The 18,463-nt window shown below is 69.9% G+C and carries 20 protein-coding genes and 1 pseudogene; 2 read left to right on the top strand and 19 right to left on the bottom strand.

The window, feature by feature from the left end:
• Positions 1–25 precede the first annotated feature (25 nt).
• Positions 26–202 carry a hypothetical protein gene (locus ACWF94_RS04140; RefSeq protein WP_453484472.1) on the top strand — a complete coding sequence of 59 codons (177 nt, stop codon included), beginning with the start codon at positions 26–28 and terminating at the stop codon, positions 200–202.
• Between the two features lie 1,206 nt (positions 203–1,408).
• Here ACWF94_RS04140 and ACWF94_RS04135 read toward each other — a convergent pair.
• The 3 genes from ACWF94_RS04135 to ACWF94_RS04125 all read right to left on the bottom strand — a co-directional run bounded on the left by ACWF94_RS04135 (position 1,409) and on the right by ACWF94_RS04125 (position 3,784).
• Positions 1,409–2,479, bottom strand: coding sequence for a SpaA isopeptide-forming pilin-related protein (locus ACWF94_RS04135; protein WP_453484470.1), 1,071 nt, complete (start codon positions 2,477–2,479; stop codon positions 1,409–1,411).
• A 60-nt stretch (positions 2,480–2,539) separates the two neighbouring features.
• Positions 2,540–3,088, bottom strand: coding sequence for a hypothetical protein (locus ACWF94_RS04130; RefSeq protein ID WP_453484468.1), 549 nt, complete (start codon positions 3,086–3,088; stop codon positions 2,540–2,542).
• A 387-nt stretch (positions 3,089–3,475) separates the two neighbouring features.
• Positions 3,476–3,784, bottom strand: a complete 309-nt coding sequence (locus ACWF94_RS04125) for a DUF317 domain-containing protein (RefSeq protein WP_453484466.1) — start codon at positions 3,782–3,784, stop codon at positions 3,476–3,478.
• Positions 3,785–4,235: 451 nt separating this feature from the next.
• Between ACWF94_RS04125 and ACWF94_RS04120 the strand changes: the two genes are divergently transcribed.
• The gene (locus ACWF94_RS04120; protein WP_453484464.1) at positions 4,236–4,964 is read left to right on the top strand and encodes a dienelactone hydrolase family protein; all 729 of its coding nucleotides are present in this window, start codon (positions 4,236–4,238) and stop codon (positions 4,962–4,964) included.
• Between the two features lie 89 nt (positions 4,965–5,053).
• Here ACWF94_RS04120 and ACWF94_RS04115 read toward each other — a convergent pair whose 3' ends face one another.
• The 16 genes and pseudogenes from ACWF94_RS04115 to ACWF94_RS04040 form a co-directional block, all read right to left on the bottom strand.
• A complete protein-coding gene (locus ACWF94_RS04115) occupies positions 5,054–5,596 on the bottom strand; it encodes a DUF317 domain-containing protein (RefSeq protein WP_453484462.1) in 543 nt (180 codons plus the stop codon).
• A gap of 181 nt (positions 5,597–5,777) precedes the next feature.
• Complete coding sequence (locus ACWF94_RS04110; RefSeq protein WP_453484460.1) at positions 5,778–6,251, bottom strand: hypothetical protein; 474 nt, start codon at positions 6,249–6,251, stop codon at positions 5,778–5,780.
• 36 nt (positions 6,252–6,287) lie between these two features.
• Entirely contained in the window at positions 6,288–7,130 is an 843-nt protein-coding gene (locus ACWF94_RS04105; RefSeq protein WP_453484458.1) for a DUF317 domain-containing protein, read from the bottom strand.
• Positions 7,123–7,581: a regulator gene (locus tag ACWF94_RS04100; protein WP_453484456.1), complete on the bottom strand. Its 459-nt coding sequence runs from the start codon at positions 7,579–7,581 to the stop codon at positions 7,123–7,125. Before ACWF94_RS04100 ends, ACWF94_RS04105 begins: the two co-directional genes overlap by 8 nt.
• The gene (locus tag ACWF94_RS04095; protein WP_453484454.1) at positions 7,578–8,462 is read right to left on the bottom strand and encodes a winged helix-turn-helix transcriptional regulator; all 885 of its coding nucleotides are present in this window, start codon (positions 8,460–8,462) and stop codon (positions 7,578–7,580) included. The genes ACWF94_RS04100 and ACWF94_RS04095 overlap by 4 nt, the downstream gene beginning before the upstream one ends.
• 30 nt (positions 8,463–8,492) lie before the next feature.
• Positions 8,493–8,909 (bottom strand): hypothetical protein, encoded by a 417-nt coding sequence (locus ACWF94_RS04090; protein WP_453484452.1) that lies wholly within the window; start codon positions 8,907–8,909, stop codon positions 8,493–8,495.
• Complete coding sequence (locus tag ACWF94_RS04085; protein WP_453484450.1) at positions 8,910–9,365, bottom strand: hypothetical protein; 456 nt, start codon at positions 9,363–9,365, stop codon at positions 8,910–8,912.
• On the bottom strand, positions 9,362–9,820 hold the full coding sequence (locus ACWF94_RS04080; protein WP_453484448.1) for a hypothetical protein: 459 nt from the start codon (positions 9,818–9,820) through the stop codon (positions 9,362–9,364). The genes ACWF94_RS04085 and ACWF94_RS04080 overlap by 4 nt, the downstream gene beginning before the upstream one ends.
• A 125-nt stretch (positions 9,821–9,945) precedes the next feature.
• Positions 9,946–10,293 carry an SH3 domain-containing protein gene (locus tag ACWF94_RS04075; protein ID WP_453484446.1) on the bottom strand — a complete coding sequence of 116 codons (348 nt, stop codon included), beginning with the start codon at positions 10,291–10,293 and terminating at the stop codon, positions 9,946–9,948.
• A 1,558-nt stretch (positions 10,294–11,851) separates the two neighbouring features.
• On the bottom strand, positions 11,852–12,481 hold the full coding sequence (locus ACWF94_RS04070; RefSeq protein WP_453484444.1) for an NAD(P)-binding oxidoreductase: 630 nt from the start codon (positions 12,479–12,481) through the stop codon (positions 11,852–11,854).
• Positions 12,482–12,629: 148 nt separating this feature from the next.
• Positions 12,630–13,337: a type 1 glutamine amidotransferase domain-containing protein gene (locus ACWF94_RS04065; RefSeq protein WP_453484443.1), complete on the bottom strand. Its 708-nt coding sequence runs from the start codon at positions 13,335–13,337 to the stop codon at positions 12,630–12,632.
• Between the two features lie 110 nt (positions 13,338–13,447).
• Positions 13,448–14,035, bottom strand: a complete 588-nt coding sequence (locus tag ACWF94_RS04060) for a TetR/AcrR family transcriptional regulator (RefSeq protein WP_453484441.1) — start codon at positions 14,033–14,035, stop codon at positions 13,448–13,450.
• Positions 14,036–14,106: 71 nt separating this feature from the next.
• Entirely contained in the window at positions 14,107–14,943 is an 837-nt protein-coding gene (locus ACWF94_RS04055) for an alpha/beta fold hydrolase (RefSeq protein ID WP_453484440.1), read from the bottom strand.
• Positions 14,856–16,061: a reverse transcriptase domain-containing protein gene (locus ACWF94_RS04050; protein WP_453484438.1), complete on the bottom strand. Its 1,206-nt coding sequence runs from the start codon at positions 16,059–16,061 to the stop codon at positions 14,856–14,858. The genes ACWF94_RS04055 and ACWF94_RS04050 overlap by 88 nt, the downstream gene beginning before the upstream one ends.
• Positions 16,062–16,761: 700 nt before the next feature.
• Positions 16,762–17,142 (bottom strand): annotated as a pseudogene (locus ACWF94_RS04045) (TfuA-like protein); the annotation flags it as partial.
• A 98-nt stretch (positions 17,143–17,240) separates the two neighbouring features.
• A complete protein-coding gene (locus tag ACWF94_RS04040) occupies positions 17,241–18,407 on the bottom strand; it encodes a YcaO-like family protein (RefSeq protein WP_453484436.1) in 1,167 nt (388 codons plus the stop codon).
• Between the last annotated feature and the right edge of the window lie 56 nt (positions 18,408–18,463).

Below are 18,463 nucleotides of genomic sequence, written 5' to 3'. Positions count from 1 at the left end.
AGGTTCGGAACTCAGCGGAGCACTGATGCGGGCGCACTCGGTAGTGGAAGTGGAAGGCCCCGCCGCAGTGGCTCAGGCGGCGCTGGAACTGTTCCGTGCGCTGCTCCAAGACCGGAACGTTGAAGACTACTGGGACAGTCTGCTGGAATGCCGCGAAGACTACGTACAGGCCGTCAGATCGAAACTTGGCACGATCCCGTGAATCCCGCCGCAGGTGCCCAGGCGCCCGGGTCAGGGGCCGACGATCAGCCAGAGAATGACGACGGCGTCAAGATCCTGGCCGTACCTGTAGACGACGGAGATCCCGCGTCCGCCGGTCTGCTCGGGCAGCAGCTCGACCACGTACGAGGCGGAACGGGGATCGGCGTCCGGAAGGCCGCAGGCATGCTCGACGACGGCAATGCCGGAGCAGAACTCGGTGGCAGTCCAGGCCGTGACCCTCTGGCTCTATCAGTGGGTTTCTGGGACCAGGCACGCATACTGTGAGGGCGACCAAGGGGATCGTTTCGGTGACGTAGCGTGATCTGGGACTGTGGTCGCTGTTGAGGGCGGGATTATCGGAGCGGCCCTTGCTCGTTGACGAACACAGTGGGTGTGGACAGGAACACATCCGCGTTCGTCGGGCCGTAGGCGAAGTTGACCGAGGGGCTGACCGGCCTCACAGTTGATGAGCACGGTGCCGCAGTGCTGTCCGCGGCGGGTGGCGAAGTCGTCGACGCCCAGCATGTTCGGGACAGTCCATGCGGGGTCGGCCAGAGCCATAGTCGCCCGCAGCAGTGTCGTCCGGCTGACCCGTGTGTGCAGGACAGCGGCAAGGCGGCTCCCGGCCCGCGAGCGCGACGGCGACCGCCTCCAGGACTCGCCGGGCAGCAGGCGTGCGGCGGCTGTAGCGAACGCGCAGCCCCTCCACCTGCTCGGCGAACGTACGCCGCGGACAACGAACGTTCTCGCAGTACAACCGCCGCACCGTCAGCTCGATCAGCACCGGCCGATCACCGACCGGCGTATCGGCAAGGCATCTCCTGCAATCGGCTGGAGATGCCGCACAACCGGGGCAGGCCACCCCTGCCTCCCCGGTTCTCACCACCAGACGAACCACGCCGAACTCGAAGAACACGCGCCACCAGCAACTCGCTGAGATGCGGGAACAGATCGCGGAACAGCTCATCACACCGCACCACAGTCTCAGATGACGCGACGTCGCCGAGGCTGAACACTGTTGATCGCCCTCACGGAATGTGTGCCTGATCCCCGCCTCCACTGACGAAACTGCCGGGGGCCGTGGGGTCGCCCGAGCGAGTCGGACGGGCTCTGGCGTTCTACCGCCGGGAGCGGCACGGTCCGTTGGCGAGAGGCCGCACCGCGACCGGAATGCCGGTCCGTTGCCTGTCGGCTGGCTCGGGCGGTATCAGCCGGTGCTCTGGTTGCCCTTCCCGTTCGTGGTGTCCTGGGCGGCTCGGTGGCGGACCGCCCACAGGGCGCCGCCTCCGGCGGTGAGCAGGGCGGCGGCGCCTCCGATCAGCCATGGGGCAGCGTCAGCCCCGGTGTCGGCGAGCGAGCCCTTCACTGCGGGTTCTGCCGTGTCGGGCGTGGTCGCCGTCGGCTCCGGGGCCCGAGTGGCCGGGCCGGAGCGGGACGCGGGGCGGGTCTCGTCCGACGGCGTCGGTGCGGTCGTCACTCCGGCTGTCGGCAGGGTCGGAGCCGACGGCTTGATCACGGGCGGAGCAGTCGCCGGGGGCTTGGCGGGCGGCTTCGTCGGGTTGGCCGTCTTGACGCCGGTGTGCGCGAGGGCGACCGGGGCGCCGGGTCTAGCGGTGATCTTCACCGGCTGGGCGTTGAGCCGGTAGCCGGCGGGGGCCTTGGACTCGGTGGCCGTATAGGGGGTGCCGGTGCGGGCGGCCACGGGCAGGGTTGTCTTGGCGGTGCCGTCCTTGCCCGTGGTCAGGGTGACGGTCCTGCCGCCGCCCTGGGGCGTGATGTTGATGACGGCGCCCGGCAGCGACTTCCCGGTGCTGCGGTCGGTCTTTGTGACCGTCAGGTCTGCGGGCTTGAACGGATCGACGATGGCCAGGGGAACGGTGCCGCCGGGCGGGACGATGACGTCCTGGTCGGCGACGGTGCCGTGCAGCGGGCTGCCGCTGGAGGTTTCCTTGAGCCGGTAGACGCCGGGCGTGAGGCCCTCGAAGACGATCTGCCCGCCGGCGTCGGTCGTGCGGCTGCCCGCTCCCTTCCCGTCGCGGTCCAGGAGGGTGAAGGCCGCACCTCGGAGGAGGGCTCCGCCGGGGTCCTTCTTGAGGATCCGAATGCCTCCGGTGCCAGGATCGGGTTCGGGGGTGTCCCGTGGAGCCGTCTCGGAGGAAGGGGCGGGCGAGGGGCTTGGGATTGCGGCGACAGCCGAGGGCGTCCACGCCAGAGTGCCGAGCGCGCCGGTGAGGACGGCGGCGGCCACGAGCGGGCGGCGGGTGGCGGGTGTGCGCATGGGAAAGGAATGCTCCTGGGCGAAAGGGCGAGGGTGCCGGTGTCCCCGATAGGGGGCTGTTCAGCGGGATCGTCGGGCGGATGCTTCGGGTGGCTGCGGAGGGGTCGGCGGGGAACCCGGGGTCTTCGGCGGTCTCCCCGTCGGATGGGCAGCGGCGTAGCGGCGGGCGGCGGCTCGTACGAGGTGCTGCTGGTTGTCGGCCGTCATGCGGTCGATGCCGGCGAGTCCGGCGTGCAGGACTGGGTCGAAGGTGCCGGCGGGGATGAGGCCGACGGTCTGGACGACCTGTGCTGCGGCTTCGGCCTGGACGAGGGCGATGTACGGGGGCGGAAGATGTATGAGGTCCGTTGCGTGGGGGGCGTCGTTCAGGATCTGGGTGAGGGTGAGGTCGCCGTCGTTCAGTGCGTCGTCGGCCAGATCGAGCAGCGTCAGGGTGGCCTGGTGCAGGCGGGCGAGGAACGCGGGGTCCGAGAGCCAGAAGCCGTCGGGTACCAGGGCCGGGTGGGGCTCCGGCGCAGTCGGATCGGTCGCACCGGTGGGCTGGTCTGGCTGTTGGCGGCGGTGGTCGGCCGGGTTCCTCAGGGAGGGCAGCCAGCGTGGTCGGACCATGGATCTCCTGGAGCGGGTGAGTGCAAGCATCCTGGGGCGTCGGTTTCGGAGGTCGCCGCGACAGGCGGCCTCCCGGTTTCGCGCGGCTCGGGCCGCCCGTACTTCGTTCCTGGCACTCTGGCCAGGGCAGTGGCGGGAGCGGGGCGGGGTAAGCGGTGTTCTGGTTGTCCTGGTCGTTCTGGGTCCGCCGTCGCCGGGCTGCCCGGAAGGCCGCGCTGCGGACTGCTGTAGCCGGGGTCAAGGACATCGGCGGCGTGCACGTCGGGGGCTCAGCCCCGACGGCGGACCGCCACGGGGAGCGGACGGTGGGCGCCGAAGGTGAGAGTTGTGCGCAAAGCGGTCGTCGTGCTCCCGGTCAGAGGCGGGCGGGAGGAGTATGGCCGGTGGTCAGCGGGGACGGCCTGCGGGCGGGGTTGGCGGAGGAGCAGCCGGTTTCGGCTGGGGTTTCGGTGAGGTGGCTTTGATCGGCCGGCCTTCGGGAAAGTGCAGATAGTCCCGGGTGGCGACGGGGATGTCCCGGACGGAGCGGGTCAGCGGGAGGTCCTCGACCAGAGAGCTGGTGAATGCCCCGACGAGGGGGACGGGCGTGCCGGGGCTGAACGTCGCCTTCCACACGGCAGGCTCGCCCGGGATTCCGGCGTGAAACACCCAGCTCCCCTTTGCTACGGCCTCTGTGGCGTACCAGTGCCGGAGCATGGCACCTGGTCCGAGCTGTGGAACTCCTGCTTGCCGTCTCTCCAGACGGTGTGGTTCCAGCCCGCCGCGAGCAGCGGCTGGCTTTGTTCACGAGAAGCGACAGCATCTGTAGACGAGTTTGGGAGGCGTCGGCGGTGCGTCGTGTTCGACGTTCATGAGAATCGACAGCGCCAGTGCACCCCGCCGTCGCAGAGCCGTCAATCGGGAAGCCACGACGACACCTCAAGTAGCTCTGCGTAGTGTCTCCGTGGCATCCGGCCACGGAGACTCCGCAAAAACCCGTTTGGGACGAGGGCGACCACTGCTACATTTCCGGAGGCCGTGCGAGAGATCGAGGAGGTGGTACCCGTGAAAGCAGTATCGACATGGGTGCTCCCCTCCGGGGTCACGGTCGGGCGATAGTCAGGTCGTCCGGGAGCGCCGTTCCAGTGCACTCCCGAAAGGCACGACCATGCATTTCACTTCCGAGCAGCGCCTCGACGACGGCGTCCTCGAACGCGAATTCACCCTCGGTGAGATCCCCGGCATCCTGTGGACACCCGCATCAGCACCGGCGCCGCTGATCCTGCTCGGCCACCCTCCCCTCGGGCTGCGCAAGATGTACCCCCGACTGGTGGCCCGGGCCCGGCACTCTGCGGCGGAGGGCTTCGCCACGGCCACCATCGAGCTCCCCGGAAGCGGCGACCGGCCCCGTTGGCCCGCCGCCGAGCAGGCCCGCGCTGACCTGCGCCGGGCTATGGAGGCCGGCGAGCCGGTCAGCGACGAGATCGTCGACGCCCTCATCCTCCCGCTGGTCGACAAGGCGGTCCCGGAATGGCAGGCCGCCCTGGACGTCCTCCTCTCGCTGCCCGAGATCGGCGGCCCGGTCGGGTACTCGGGGGGAGTGATCTCCATCGGGACCCGGCTGGCGGTGGTCGAGCCGCGCATCTCGGCCGCTGTTCTGTTCGCCGGGAGTTTCGTCCCTCGCGCCATGTTCGAGGAGGCCCGCCAGGTCACCATTCCGCTGCACGTCCTGCTGCAGTGGGACGACGAAGGGAACGACCGGCGGGCGGCCCTGGACCTGTTCGACGCCTTCGGCTCCAAGGAGAAGACCCTGCACGCCAACATGGGCGGGCACACCGGCGTCCCGCAGTTCGCGGGGGACGCCGCGGCCCAGTTCTTCACCCGACATCTGAAGTAAGGCCGGGCCGTCAGACCGGCAGCCGACGGTAGCTGATGTCGGCCGGCACAGCCGCTCATCGAGGACAGGTCCCGGCGCTCCGCAGCTCTTTACACCGTGGGCCCCTGCTGAACTCCCGGCAGGGGCCCGTGCTGCCTGAAGTCATGAATTGTTCGATTTCTACAGAGCTTCGAGTGCTGCCCAAACTCGTGTACAGGTGCTGTCGCTTCTCGTGAAGAAAGCCACAGCGGCAGATAGCCCTCCACGGCAGGCGTGCTGTCGTCGACGAGATAGTTCCCGGAGCTGTAGGTGTCCTCCAGATAGAGGGAGAGCAGTTCGGTGTGGAGGTCGCGCAGCGGTTCCAGGGGCACTGCGCCGTTGAAGGTGGCCGTCCACTCCGGCTGGCCGAAGGGCTCTTGGACGGTGGTGGTCCACGTGCCGCTGGAGGCGCTGTCGGGGCCGGGGAGGAATCCGGTGTACAGGCGCAGGCAGGGGCTGGCGGCGATCCTGTGGCCCTTGTCGGGCCGGTGCAGGGACCAGCCTTCCTCGAAGGGGAAGGGCCAGGCGGTCTGGAAGTCGGCGCTGCCGGGGCCTGCGAGGTGGCGGGGCATGAGCTGCACCTCAGCGGCGGAGTCGAGATCACCGAGGGGCAAACGGAGGACCTTTCTGGCCGGCGATTGCCGGAGAACTGGCAGCGTCGGGCTGTTGATCCCGCTCGTGCTGTCCATGGGGTTCGCCAGCGCTGGGGAGTCCTCGCCTGGCGTTGTGTGCGTGGTCGGGACGAGGGCTGGTAATGGTCGAGGTGTCCCCGTCGTCTGGAGGTCGCGGAGGGTGCTATCGGGTGGTACGGGCTGGCGTTCCGCGGACGCGGGAGGGAGCCGGGAGTGGCGAGGCGGCCCGCTTGGGTGACCGGGCCGGGGGCTCGGGGGCGGGGAATCCCCACGTGCGCGCGTAGGTGTGGACGGCGTGCGCCAGGGAGATGAAATCCCCTCCCATCCAGGGGGGTTCGGATCCGCCGAGGCCGGTGTAGAAGAGATCCCGGTCGTAGGTGCGGTGAGTGTCGCGGGTGCGGAAGGTGCCGTGGTCGGCGAAGGAGAGGGCGATGACGTCGACCTGTCCCTGGCCGGGGTGGAGGAGGCTGAGGCGCAGGCCGTCGTACTTGTGCTGGTGGATCGTCTGGTAGAAGTCGATCCGCAGGCGTAGTTGAGAGCCGGGCGGCGGGGTGGCGTAGAAGCTGTTTCCGACTACCGCGCCGTCCATCCGGAGGGGGAAGGCTTCGGTGAAGAACTGCTCGGCGTGGAGGGACATAGGGGGCTCCGGGCGGTGCGAGGGGACAGTCCGTGGTCAGCGGCGGGCAGCACGGGGCGGAGTGGGCAGGCGGGCGCTGGGAGTGCTCGTTGTCCAGCGGACCGGGTTCGTGTTCAGCGCCGGGGCGGGCCGGCGGTGGGTACTGGCGATGTCCAAAGGGGTGGGGGCCGGCGGGCGGACCGGGGTGAGCTGGACGTGGTGGAGATCGGCGCGGTTCAGGTAGTCGCGCCAGCGGAGCAGCGGTGCAGGATCGGCGACCGAGGCCGCGGTGGCGGTGACGAAGCGGGTGGGGGTGCCGGAGGAGAAGACGGCGTACCAGCCCGCCCGCTGACCGCCGGCTGTGATGCCCCAGCGGGTGGCGTTGGTGGTCAGCTCGGCCGCGGGGTCGAGGTCGCGACGGTCGTACCAGGCGGTGGCGAGATGGTCGGGCGCGGTCAGCTCCAGCGTTGCCTGGCTGTCCCGGGTGACCGTCCAGCCTGCGTCCAGGAGTGGGCTGAAGGTGCGGCGCGGGACCTCGTAGGACCCCAGCGCTTGGCCGAGATACTCGTGTTCGCCCTGCTGGTAGGCGTCGAGGAGATCGGCGGTGAAGGCGCCGACTATCTCCTCCGGTGTGCGGTCGTTGAAGGCGGCGGCCCAGCTCGGTGCGGTGAACTGCCGGTGTGCGGCGATCTTCCACAGGGCGTCGTCCTCGCCTTCGGGGATGAACCCGATGCGGACCTTCTGGTCAGGCGGGCATACGTAGGCGTTGCCGAGGTCGTCGTGGCTGATCTGCCAGCCCGCGTCCAGGGCCGGCCGCAGCCCGGGGTCGGCGGCCCCGGTGGCGCCGGCGAGGTAGCGGGGGGTGACATGGACGTCCCCCTCGGGTTCGAGGTCACGCACGGGCGGCTCCGGGATCGCCGCCGGCCGTCCAGGCGGACAGCGCCTCCCGGAGGTCGCCGAGGCCGTCCGGGAGCTTCTGATCGTGGTCGGCGGACAGCAGGGCGAGCGTGGCGCGGACGCGGGTGGTGAAGTCGCCGACACGAGTGGGGTAGTCGTTTGCGCGGGCCCAGCGGGCGGCGGTGTCGTACACATCGGCCAGTGCGGTGCCGTGGTCGGTGAGCTGGTAGGCGGGCTGTCGCGCCTGCTGTCCGGTTCGCACGAGCCGGTGCTCCCGGGCCAGTACGGATCCGTCGCGGATCTGCTGACGGGGCAGATCCGGGAAGGTGCGGCTGAGCATGTGCCGGGGCACGGGGCCGTGGTCGTCGATCTCGGTGACCAGCCGGATCACCCCCGGATGCCCAATCACCTCGACAGTCTGGGTGACCTGGTCAGCAGCGAGCCGGGTGGTCATCGGCGGTAGCCCCCTGCCGGAGTGTCCGCGGACGCGCGGGCTGGTAGCTGGCACTGGTGGGAGAAGAGTTCACCGGATCGCCACTGCGCCGACGGCGTGGTCCGCAGGGCAGCCGACGTCTTCGCGGCGGGGGCCGGGAGGGCCGGGGCGGAGGCCCACATGCCGGTGGCGGACTGGGACGGGGCCGGCGGGTGTCCCCACACGGGGTGGGTCGCGGCGTCCGCGAGGGAGTGCCCGGCCGCCCATGCCGACAGGGCTCGGTACACCGGGGCCAGGGCCCGGCCGGGCGGGGCGAGCCGGTAGTCGGCCTCCTCTGCGGTGTCGGTGTCGACGAGGCGGTCGTCGACGAGCTGCCGCAGCCGGGGGTAGACGGCGCTGAGGGCGTGGCCGGGCATCGCGTCGGCCGCGACCGCCTTGGCGCTGGACGGGCCGCGGGCCTGGAGCGACCACAGGATCGGGGTGGCGTGCCGGTAGGCGATCAGGACCAGGCTGTCCTCAATGTCCTGGACAGTCGCGCCTGCCTGTGTGTCTGCCGTGCCCGGGCGGGTGCCGGGCTTTTCGAGGTGTGTCTCCCCCCAGGCGGCGATCACCGTGAGGACGGGCATCAGGTCGGTGCCGCGGGCGGAGAGGCCGTAGGTGACGTGCCGGGGACCGTGTTCGGTGCGCTCGATGAGCCCGGCGGCGGCCAGCCAGCGGAGCTTGGGGTGGAGCTGTCCGTCCTGCAGCCACGGCATCCGTGTCTTGATCTCTGTGTACCGCAGGGGCCGTACGGAGAGGGTGGTGAGGATCTGGACGTTCCAGCGCGGGGTGAGCATGCCGAGGGATTCGATGACCCGCGACAGGTCGGCGTGGACGGTGCGGGGCGGACCGGTGGGGATCAAAAGGGGAACTCCAGGGATATAGGGGGCGGGTCAGCGCGTACGCGCCGCAGCGGGAGCAGGTCCGGCCGACGGAACCGCCTGGGCTGCCGGGTCGGGCTGGGCCGCTGGGGCGGGGACGCGGTGCAGGCTCTGCAGGACGGCGCTCAGGGTCTTGGCGTGGGCGTCGCGGACGGCCACCGCTTCGCCGATACGCCGGGCGTTGTCGAGCAGGTGGCCGGCGTCGAAAGCCCCGATCGACCGGTCCGGGTGTGCGAGTTGCCGCAGCCGGTCGCAGTGGAAGGTGATGCTCCGCTCAGCGAGCTGGAGATCGGCCAGGCCGGCGAGGAGGGCGGTGAGCATGCTGTCGTGAGGGGCGGCGCCGGCATGTGCCTCAAGTGCGGCGAGGTGCCGGCCGTACAGGTCTTCGATCCGCTCGGCCAGCACCTGGGCCGTGATGTGGGTCGCCAATCAGCGCGCCTTCGCGATCGGCGCACCCGTGGCCCCGGCCAGCGGCGGAGCCGGGGAGGCAGGAGGCAGCGCGGTGCTGACCCTGGCCCGGGTCAACTCCACTGGTCGCCCGGCTGCCGGTCCGGGCGGGGGCATGGACCGCAGCAGGCCGGCCAGCGCGGTGAGGTAGCCGTCACGGGCGGCGAGGGCGGCGTCCAGCCACTGGCCGTCCATCCGCAAGGCATCGGCCGATAGTCCGCCCAGGTCACGGCCGGGGTCGGTGGCCTGGTGCACACGGTCCCGGACCCGGACCACCTGCTCCTCGGCCAGGACCAGGAAGGAGCGCAGCTCCAGGGCCCGGCGCAGCGCGGCGGAGACACCGGGCCCGGCGCTGGCTGCGTACAGCTCGTGGACCGGGGCGCCGAACGCCTCCTCCAGCAGGGCGTCCTGGCTGGTGGGCCTGGCGGTCACGCTCACCGGGGCACCCCCCGCACCTCGGGCACCGCGGCGGCGGGGCGGGCGGGCACGCCGGTTGTCAGCGCGGGGCCCCGGCGAAGAGTCGGGGCGGTCCCGTACCTGGCACTGGGGCCGCGCCTGTCCGGGGTGTCCGGGTCGAGGAGAAAGCGCAGGACCGTGGCCCGTCCGTCCCGGATGTCCACAGCCGTGTTCACCCGGTGCGCGAACTCCATCACGGGATCGTCGAGTTCACCGCGCGGCTCGGTGCCGAGGGCGGCGACGAGGGCGTCCTCGGCCCGTTCCAGCGCTTCCTGGGCGGTGGTGAGAAGGCCGTACCAGCGCACAGTCTCCGCCGCGTCCGGGCTGGCGTGCGGCGCGATGGCCACCGCGCGCCGCAGGGTCGGCAGGCTCATCTGGAACTTCTCCTCGATCCGGGTGGCGAGGACGCCCAACAGATCGCCTGGTTCATCGGACACCGCGCACTCTCCTTTTCTGTTTCGGGTTTGCCGGGACGGGGGCCATGGCGGACTGTGCTCTCGCAGCCGTGATTCCTTCCGGGAGTGCGACGAGTGCGGGCGCAGTTCCTGTGGGTTCGCCGTGGCTAGTAGCTCAGGCACATACGGACGTCACGGAAGACGTAAGTACCCGAGACCCATCCCTTGGTCTGGGTCGTCTTGTTCGTGATGTGGTGCCAATTGCCGCTGGTCTTGTGGACGGTGAACTTCTGGCCCTGGTAGAGGATGCCGACGGCCGTGGACTTGGTGGTCGCCTTGGAGCGGATGGTGACGGCCTTCGTGCCGATCACCCACGGTCCGGGCCGGTCACACGGACGGTGGCCGTGCTGGGCCGCAGCGGCCGGTGCGGCGGCGGTCGCCGTCGGCGCGGCGGCGAGAGGAAGGGCGAACGCACCGAGGACGGCGGTGCTGACGGCGAAACGGGTCGAGCGCATGAGAAAAGGTCTCCGGACGTGAAGGGGAAAGACGGAATGGCGCCCCGGGCGCAGTGCCGGGCGGGACGGTTCAAGAGTCCGGAGAATCCCCGGTTTCACGAACCGGGAAGCGGCTGCTATATTCCGCCGACCCCGCGCAGGGCGGAGAAATAATGGGTCTTTCCCAAGGGAGAGCCTGACGACCTGCGGTCAAGCGCCGCCATCGCGTCCCGGTCTCGCTTCGCCGGACTGCGAGTCGTCTCCGGTCAGGTACCGCAGGGTGCGACTGGACAAGTAGATCGACGACGGGCAGACAAGCGAGCGAAGCTCCTGGTGGCTGCGGGTGATCTTGGTCGAGAATCCGTCAGCTTCGTCGTTCCGCAGACCCGTCCAACACATGGCCAACGCCCTCAGACTGGAAAGGCTCAGCGTGAGGGCGGGGTGGCGTGTGTGGCGAGCTGGGTCCCCCTCCAATGTCGTACGCAGCGCCTCAAAGGGCGTCAGCGTTCTCATCACCGAAGCGGTGTACGGAGGCACTGACGTGGGCCGTGAAGAACTTTGGCGGCGTCGACTTGCTGTGGAACCTGTCCGGCCAGCAGGCGCCGAGTTCAGGGCAAATCGGGGCACTGCCCGCTCCTCCCCCGTCGTGACCCCGGTCTCGCCGGTCGCCCCCGCCCCGGCGCTCGCTACCGTCGTCTCGCCGGAAGTGACCGGGTGGGATTTCACCGCATATAGAAGAGTTGGCACCACGCCAGACAAGGCGAGTTTGATGTTTCTCCAGGTCAGAACCGGGGCAGCGGCCTTGCCCTGCCGTTTCGGGGCCGGATAGCGTCGCGCTCAATTTTCTAACAAGATCTTCAGATTGTGAGCGCGGAGTGAAGATACGTGGGCACCGTCGAAGAACCATGCGTGGAGTTGTCGCGGCGTCAGTTCTGCTGTTGCTGTCCGGAGTCGCTCTGGAGCAGCGTGGCGGTGTGGCGGCTGCGGCGGTCGGCGATGACGTCGAGGTGAGGGAGCCGGCTTCGGGTGTTCCGGCGGATGACGCGGGCCGGGGCAAGGAGTTCTGGCAGGACGATCCGCTGCCTGCGAAGTCGGAGGAGTTGAAGGCGTCCGAGCAGGCGGCTGCCGGCGGGAGCCGGGTTGAGGTCAAGGGCCTGACGAACGAGTCCAACCAGGTTTTCGCGAACAGTGACGGTACGTTCACCGTGGAGTCGTCCGCGGTGCCGGAGCGGGTGCGGCGGGAGGGCGGCTGGGTACCGGTCGACACTACTCTGGTCAGGCGTCAGGACGGGCAGGTCGTCCCGAAGGCCGCTCAGGATGTGGTGCTGTCGGGCGGCGGGGCGCAGCAGCCGCTGGCGAAGATCACCCGGGGCGGGAAGAGCTATGAGCTCGATGCGCCCTGGGCGCTGCCGGTGCCGCGGCTGGCCGGCTCGCTCGCCGTGTACGAGGCGGTGCGGCCCGGTGTCGATCTGGTGGTGCAGGTCCGTCCGGACGGCTTTACGCAGAACCTTCAAGCAGCGCTACGGACTCACACCCACCGAGTACGCCCGGCAGAACCCCTGATCAGGGGCCCGGCTGGTCAGTTGCGGGTCTGTCGGTGGATGGCGTTGTTGATCGGGTCGGGGCCTTGGGTGAGTTCGAGGATTTGGTGGTGGATTTGTGGGGTGTGGATGAGTTCAGTGAGGGTGGCGGCGACGTCGTCGCGGGTGATGTGGGTGTGGACCAGGGCGGGGGAGAGGCTGATGTGGCCGGTGCCGGGGTCGTCGGTGAGGGCGGCGGGGCGGAGGATGGTCCAGTCGAGGTCGGTGGCGGCGAGTTCGGTGTCTGCCTGTTTCTTGATGTCGATGTAGTGCTCGAAGGTGTCGGAGACGTCGCGGTGGCGCCAGGCTTCGGGGAAGACGGAGACGAGGAGGAGCCGGCGGATGCCGGCGAGGCGGGCTGCTTCGATGGCGGTGGTGGCGGTGCTGCCGCCTTCACCGCCGGCTCCGGCGGTGAAGACGAGGACGTCGGTGTCGTGGAGGAGGGCGGCGAGGGCGGGGACGTCGAGGCGGGTGAGGTCGCCGTGGGTGGCGTGGATGCCGTGAGTTTCGAGGTGTTGGCCTTGTTCGGGGCGGCGGTAGAGTCCGTCGACGTGGTCGCCGGTGGCGGTCAGCAGCCGGGCCAGGCGGCTGCCGATGCCGCCGGCGATGCCCACGATGAAGACCTTCATCGGTGTCGCTTTCTTTGATCGGTGCCAGCCGGAGCAGGCGGTGTGGGGTGCGAGTCCGGGTGCGTCCGGTAGTGGCCGGGACGCTGTGCGGGGTGGCGGCCGGAGGGTCGGTGATCTGTGTGCCGGGTGGTGCTGGTTGCGGTGTGGGTTATACGCGGGCGTCGTCGACCTGGTTGACCAGGGTGAGGAGGGTGAGAAGGGCGTCGGCGGCGGGGCCGGAGGAGGCGGGGCTCTGGCCGGTGATGAGGAGGCCGTCGATGACGACGTAGGGCTGCCAGTTTTCGGTCTTGGAGTAGTCGGCGCCGAGCTTCTTGAGTTCGTCCTCGACGAGGAAGGGGACGATGTCGGTCAGGCCGACGGCGGCTTCCTCGCCGTTGGTGAAGCCGGTGACCTTCCGGCCCCGGACCAGGGGGGTGCCGTCGGGGTTGGTGACGTGGCGCAGGGTTCCGGGAGCGTGGCAGACCAGGGCGAGGGGCTTGCCCGAGCGCAGGACGGTTTCGATGAGCCGGACGGAGTCGGGGTCTTCGGCCAGGTCCCACAGGGGGCCGTGGCCGCCGGGGTAGAAGACGGTGTCGAAGTCGTCGGCGGAGACGGAGTCGAGACGGACGGTGCGGGTGAGGGCGGCCATGGCCTCGGGGTCAGCCTCGAAGCGGCGGGTCTCGTCGGTCTGGAAGGTGGGTTCGTTGCTCTTGGGGTCCAGGGGCGGCCTGCCGCCCCTTGGGGAGGCGAGGACGACTTCGGCGCCGGCCTCCTTGAAGCGGTAGTAGGGGGAGGCGAGTTCCTCCAGCCAGAAGCCGGTCTTGCGGCCGGTGGTGCCGAGTTCGTCGTGCGAGGTGAGAACGATGAGGACCTTCATGGCGTGCACTTCCTTTGAGTAGACCCGTCGACTCTGACGGGATGTGAGAAACGACCGGTGTCCGGGCGGATCCCCGGGGTCGGGCGTAGCCGGGTTCTGAGTTCTGCGTTCTACAGGTGCAGGAGTCGACGGGTGACCGTCGTCGTGGTGTCCAGTGGGCCGATGTCGCGGTGGATCTTGACCATGACGCTCGCTCCGAGCCACATGTCGTACAGGACCTGTGCGGTGTCACGGGGGGCGCCGTCGACGGTGATCGATCCGTCCTTCAGTCCGGCCACGATCGTCCGTTCCAGCCGGTCGGCGATGGCGGTGGTGCCTTCCTTCAGGGCGAGCCGCATCCTCTCCGACAGGTCGGAGACCTCCGCGCCGAGCTTGACGGCCAGGCACTTGCCCTGGCACTCGTCGAAGCTCTGCGTCTCACGCCAGTTCTGCCAGTAGTTCATCAGCCGCTCTGCCGAGGTCAGGCCCGGCTCGGCGAGGACGCGGTCCATGTCCGCCAGGTAGTCGGCGAAGTAGGCCCGCATCATCGCCTCGCCGAAGGCGTCCTTGGAACCGAAGAAGTGGTAGAACGACCCCTTCGGCACCCCGGCCGCGGAGAGGACCTCGTTGATGCCTACCGCGGAGAATCCCTTGCGGGACATGATCCGCTGGGCGGCGTCGAGAATGCTTCGGCGAGTGTCGCCCTGAATGGCGGGCATATTCCCCACCCTATCGTCAATTAGACCAGTCGTCTATTCGGTTTCGTGCGTCAGTCACACCGTCCGGCGCGTCATCGGCCGAGGAAGTCCAGGATGATCTCGTTGACCTCGGCGGTGTGAGTGGTGAGCAGCCCGTGCGGCGCGCCGTCGATCTCGACGTACTCGGCGGTGGGCAGGGCCTTGGAGAAGCGGCGTCCGGTGGCGTCGACGGGCAGGGTGCGGTCGCCCGTGCCGTGCACGATCAGGGCGGGGACATCGATCCGGGGGATGTCGGCCCGGAAATCGGTGGGCCAGGTCAGAGGCGCGGCAGCCGAAGCGATCGGGCCCGCGCCGGCCGCCACGTTCCAGGCGTTGCGCACGGCCTCCTCGCTCACCCGGGTGCCCAGGTTCTCGTCGAGGTTGAAGAAGTCGGCGTAGAAGCCGGTGAAGAAGGCATAGCGGTCCTTCTTCACCGCCTCGGAGACGCCTTCGAAGAAGGAGAGCGGGGCGGCGCCGTCGGGGTTGTCGTCGGTGATCGCCAGATACGGCTCAAGCGACGCGAGGAACACCGCCTTGGCGACCCGGCCGGAGCCGTAGGCGGACAGATAGCGGGCGACCTCGCCGGTGCCCATCGAGAAGCCGACCAGGACCGCGTCGCGCAGGTCAAGGGTCTCCATGACGGTGTTCAGGTCGGCGGCGAACGTGTCGTAGTCGTAACCAGTGGAGGGCTGACTGGACTTGCCGAAGCCGCGCCGGTCGTAGGTGATGACCCGGTGGCCGGCTGCCAGCAGGGCCGGGACCTGGCCCTCCCAGGAGTTGCCGTCCAGCGGGTAGCCGTGGATCAGCACAACCGGCTGCCCGGCGCCCTTGTCCTCGTAGTGCAGTTCGATGTCGGTGCTGTTCTCCGTGCCGACCTTGATGCGTCCCATAACGCCTTCCCCTTCCGGGAATTCGGTGCCTTCCGTGTTCCGACACCAGAACTATACGACCGGTCCACTCCACCCGCAACCTTCTCCACCACCAATATCAACAGAGGGACTGCCGCATGAGCCGACGGCGTCCGCGGCCCGCCGCGTTCAGGAGCCGGTCGAGCCACCTCGTCGCCCCGGTCGGGTCCGGGCCGCGGCGCGAGAGAAGGACTATGCGGGCCAGGCCCGGGTCGCGTAACGGGCCGCGTCCAGCAGTTGGGTCCGGTCGGCACCGTCGCGGGGCAGGGCGGCCATGCCGGCCAGTACGGTGCCGGCGAACGCGGCGACGCCGTCGGCCTCGGCGGCCGACGCGAGTTCTCCCTCGGCGGCGGCTCGGCGCAGACGCGACGTCTGCCGTCTTTGCAGTACACGAGCCGGGTCTTGGCCGGGTGCAGTTGCAGTCCGACCTCGGCCATCCTGTCCATGAGCGCGGCCAGTACCTGCCGGGCCTGACGCTCGGTGACGCAGTGCAGGACCGCGTCGTCCGCATACCGTTCGAACCAGATGTTCGGGAACTCCCGCGCCATCCAGGTATCGAACGCATAGTGCAGGAACAGGTTCGCCAGCACAGGAGAGACCGGCGCCCCTTGCGGGGTTCCACACTCCCGTTCCAGCAGAGAACCGTCGGGCATGGCGAGCGGTGCATGGAGCCACCGCCGCACATACAATTTCACCCAAACGGCGTCGGTGTGAGCTTCCACCGCCTTGACCAGCAGGTCCCAAGGCACGCTGTCGAAGAACTTGGTGATGTCGAACTCCACCACCCAGTCCCGCTTCCAGCAGCGCTCCCGGCACCTTTCCACTGCGTCCAAGGCGGACCGTCCCGGCCGGTATCCGTAGCTGTCAGGGTGGAAAATCGGATCCACCCTTCGCATCAGATGCCGGGCCACCACGGTCTGGGCAACGCGATCAGCAACAGCGGGAATACCGAGCATTCTCGTGCCATCGCCATGCGGCTTGGGGATCTCCACCGCGCGCACCGGAGGCGGGAAGTACGAGCCCGACGACATTCGGTTCCAGACCTTGTACAGATTGTTCTTCAGGCCCTTCTCGAAGTCCTCGATGCTCTGCCCATCCACGCCGGGTGCGCCCTTGTTCGCCCTGACTTCCTCCCACGCCTCTTTGAAGGGCGAACGCGGCGGCCACGGATTCAGCCGCCAGGGGTACGGAGCCGAGCAGGCCGCCCGCTTCGGCCACCGTGGCGGGCCACACGGTCCAGGCTCCGTCCAGACGGGCGGAGCGGACGACGATCCGCACCAGCGCTTCCTCGGGCGAGAGCTGGCTCACCTCCTCCTCGGTGAGCCAGTGGGCGAGCTGCTTGCTGGACATTCCGGCCACCTCCACGCCTGCGGCAGCGGCGCACCGCAGGGCGGACCGCTCCACCGCCGTGGAACGCACCGGGCGGCATACGCCGCCGCCGGTCTCCTGCGCGGTGGCGGCCAGGACCCGGGTGCGCCACCGGTCCGCGAATCCCGGGTCGTACAGCTGCTGATGGTGGAGCAGGGCGAGGAAGCTGATGGGCTGTCCGCCTGCCGTCGCTCCCGGTCGGAAGGCTGCCTTCCAGTACCGGACGAAGCTGGTCTGCCACGGCTCGCCTGCCCACGCTCCGGCGCCGGGGGCTGGGGGCAGTCCGGCGGCTACGAGGGCGAGGGCGCGTTCGGCGTCCTCCCGCTTGGCGTCGCAGGGATGCGTGCGGCGCCAGGCGTCGGCCCGGGTGAACGCGGGCCCCAGCCCTTCCCCGGCCGCGAGGCGGCCCAGGGCGGTCCACGACCGGGACGTGTAGGGGAGGGAGCGGGCCAGGTCGGCGAGTCGGTCCGCTTCGGTCTCGTCCAGCTGCCCGTCGGCGGCGGCCCGGGTCAGGGCCGTTCGCAGGTTCACCAGGGCTTCGGACAGCGGGCGGCCGCCGACGGTGTGGAGTACGGCGACTTCGTCGTCCGCGTCCAGGGTGCCGCTGTGGAAGTCCTCGAAGATGCGGCCGACGCCGACCATGCCGTACGGGGCGAGCTCGGCGGCCCGCAGGGCTCCCATGCTGGCGGCGCCGATCACGGCGACGCCTTCGGACAGCAGTGCCAGGATCTCCTTGTGCCGGACGGGGGCGCTTTGGTGCCAGAGTCCGTCGATGATCAGCACGGTGTCGCCGTGGCCGGTATCGAGCCGCATCAGGTCACCGTGCCGGACGGGTGGGTGCGTCACGGCGTCGGGGACGAGGTCGCGGACCCGTGCGGCGGGCACGGTGGGCCCGGAGAAGACGTGAACGGTCATGCGGCTGCCTCCTGGGTCGGTCGGGGGATGACGTGGCGGGCGTCGTAGCGCAGGGACGGGGCCAGCACCTTGACGACGAAGAACTCCCGCCGCTGATGCGGTCCGTGGGTGAGGTCCACCACGAGCGGGGAGTGACCGGTGACGGCCGTGATGCGGGCGGTCAGGTGCTCGGCCTCGCCGTCGTCCGTCGCGAACCCGGTGGCGTGCTGGGCGGCGATCTCTGGCCACCCGGCGGCGGGGCCCGCTGCGGACCGGGGGCGACGGTGGACGGCGGGCCGGTAGGCGGCCGGGTGGATGTCCTCCCGGCTGCCGGTGATCTGGGTCAGCCGGGACTGAGCCGCCTCCGTGATCGCCCGGGACAGGGCCACGTAGGGGTCCAGGTGGGCGCCGGAGCCGGAGACCAGCAGGGTCGGCTGGTCCTCGCGCCACAGGTAGCAGCTCATGACGGGCACCTCGAACCGGTTCGGCAGGTGCCACAGCTCCAGCCAGACCCCGGCCGCCCGCAACCGGCCGATCAGCGCCGCACAGTGCTCGTCGGCGATGCTGTCCGGGTCGACGAGCCGGCCGCGGCCCCGCCCGTCGGTGAGGGCGCTGATGGTGTCGCGCTCGATCAGCTCGGCCAGGCCGTGGACGATGGCCTCGGCACGGGTGTTGCCGGAGGCGAGACCGTTCGTGGACGCGCTGTGCAGGTGCAGCCGCCACTGGCCGTGGGCTTCGCGGCCCAGCTGCACGCACGCCGCCGGAACGAGCACGGGTTCGCCGTCCAGCGCCGAGCGCGCGGTGATCCAGTCCAGAACCGTCCGGCCGGTGACCAGAGATCCGGGATGGCTCTCCAGGGCGGTCACCGGATACGGCAGACCCAGGTCGCCGGCCGGGGCCCGCACATCGGCGGTCGGGACCGCCCGTTCGCCGTGCCATGCCTCGATCGCTTCCATGGCCCCCGAGACCCGGGCGGCGGCCAGCGTCGCGCCTTTGCCCTGGGCGACGGACAGGGTGCGGGCAAGGGGCCGTACGGCCATGGTCACCGGGATACCGATGTCGTCCAGGCCGGTCACGTCGGCGACGCGGGTGATGCCGTACGCCATCAGCAGCGGCCGGATCGCCTCCCAGGTCTGATCGGGATGGCGGGTCCGGTGGGTGCCGTCGAAATACGCCTTGCGCATGGGCTCTTCCCTTCGCAGATGCCAAAAGCCCGGCCGTCGGGCACCCAGGTCACGGA

This window comes from Streptomyces sp. NPDC055078, assembly GCF_053607985.1.
The sequence above is the reverse complement of the archived record's forward strand: the minus strand, read 5'-3'. Positions and strand labels throughout refer to the sequence as shown.

Coding starts and splice junctions, on each gene's coding strand:
- ACWF94_RS04055 (WP_453484440.1), bottom strand. CDS start 14,943: ATGGGACGCATCAAGGTCGGCACGGAGAACAGCACCGACATCGAACTG.
- ACWF94_RS04135 (WP_453484470.1), bottom strand. CDS start 2,479: ATGCGCACACCCGCCACCCGCCGCCCGCTCGTGGCCGCCGCCGTCCTC.
- ACWF94_RS04125 (WP_453484466.1), bottom strand. CDS start 3,784: ATGCTCCGGCACTGGTACGCCACAGAGGCCGTAGCAAAGGGGAGCTGG.
- ACWF94_RS04140 (WP_453484472.1), top strand. CDS start 26: ATGCGGGCGCACTCGGTAGTGGAAGTGGAAGGCCCCGCCGCAGTGGCT.
- ACWF94_RS04100 (WP_453484456.1), bottom strand. CDS start 7,581: ATGACCACCCGGCTCGCTGCTGACCAGGTCACCCAGACTGTCGAGGTG.
- ACWF94_RS04065 (WP_453484443.1), bottom strand. CDS start 13,337: ATGAAGGTCCTCATCGTTCTCACCTCGCACGACGAACTCGGCACCACC.
- ACWF94_RS04075 (WP_453484446.1), bottom strand. CDS start 10,293: ATGCGCTCGACCCGTTTCGCCGTCAGCACCGCCGTCCTCGGTGCGTTC.
- ACWF94_RS04040 (WP_453484436.1), bottom strand. CDS start 18,407: ATGCGCAAGGCGTATTTCGACGGCACCCACCGGACCCGCCATCCCGAT.
- ACWF94_RS04110 (WP_453484460.1), bottom strand. CDS start 6,251: ATGTCCCTCCACGCCGAGCAGTTCTTCACCGAAGCCTTCCCCCTCCGG.
- ACWF94_RS04060 (WP_453484441.1), bottom strand. CDS start 14,035: ATGCCCGCCATTCAGGGCGACACTCGCCGAAGCATTCTCGACGCCGCC.
- ACWF94_RS04070 (WP_453484444.1), bottom strand. CDS start 12,481: ATGAAGGTCTTCATCGTGGGCATCGCCGGCGGCATCGGCAGCCGCCTG.
- ACWF94_RS04130 (WP_453484468.1), bottom strand. CDS start 3,088: ATGGTCCGACCACGCTGGCTGCCCTCCCTGAGGAACCCGGCCGACCAC.
- ACWF94_RS04120 (WP_453484464.1), top strand. CDS start 4,236: ATGCATTTCACTTCCGAGCAGCGCCTCGACGACGGCGTCCTCGAACGC.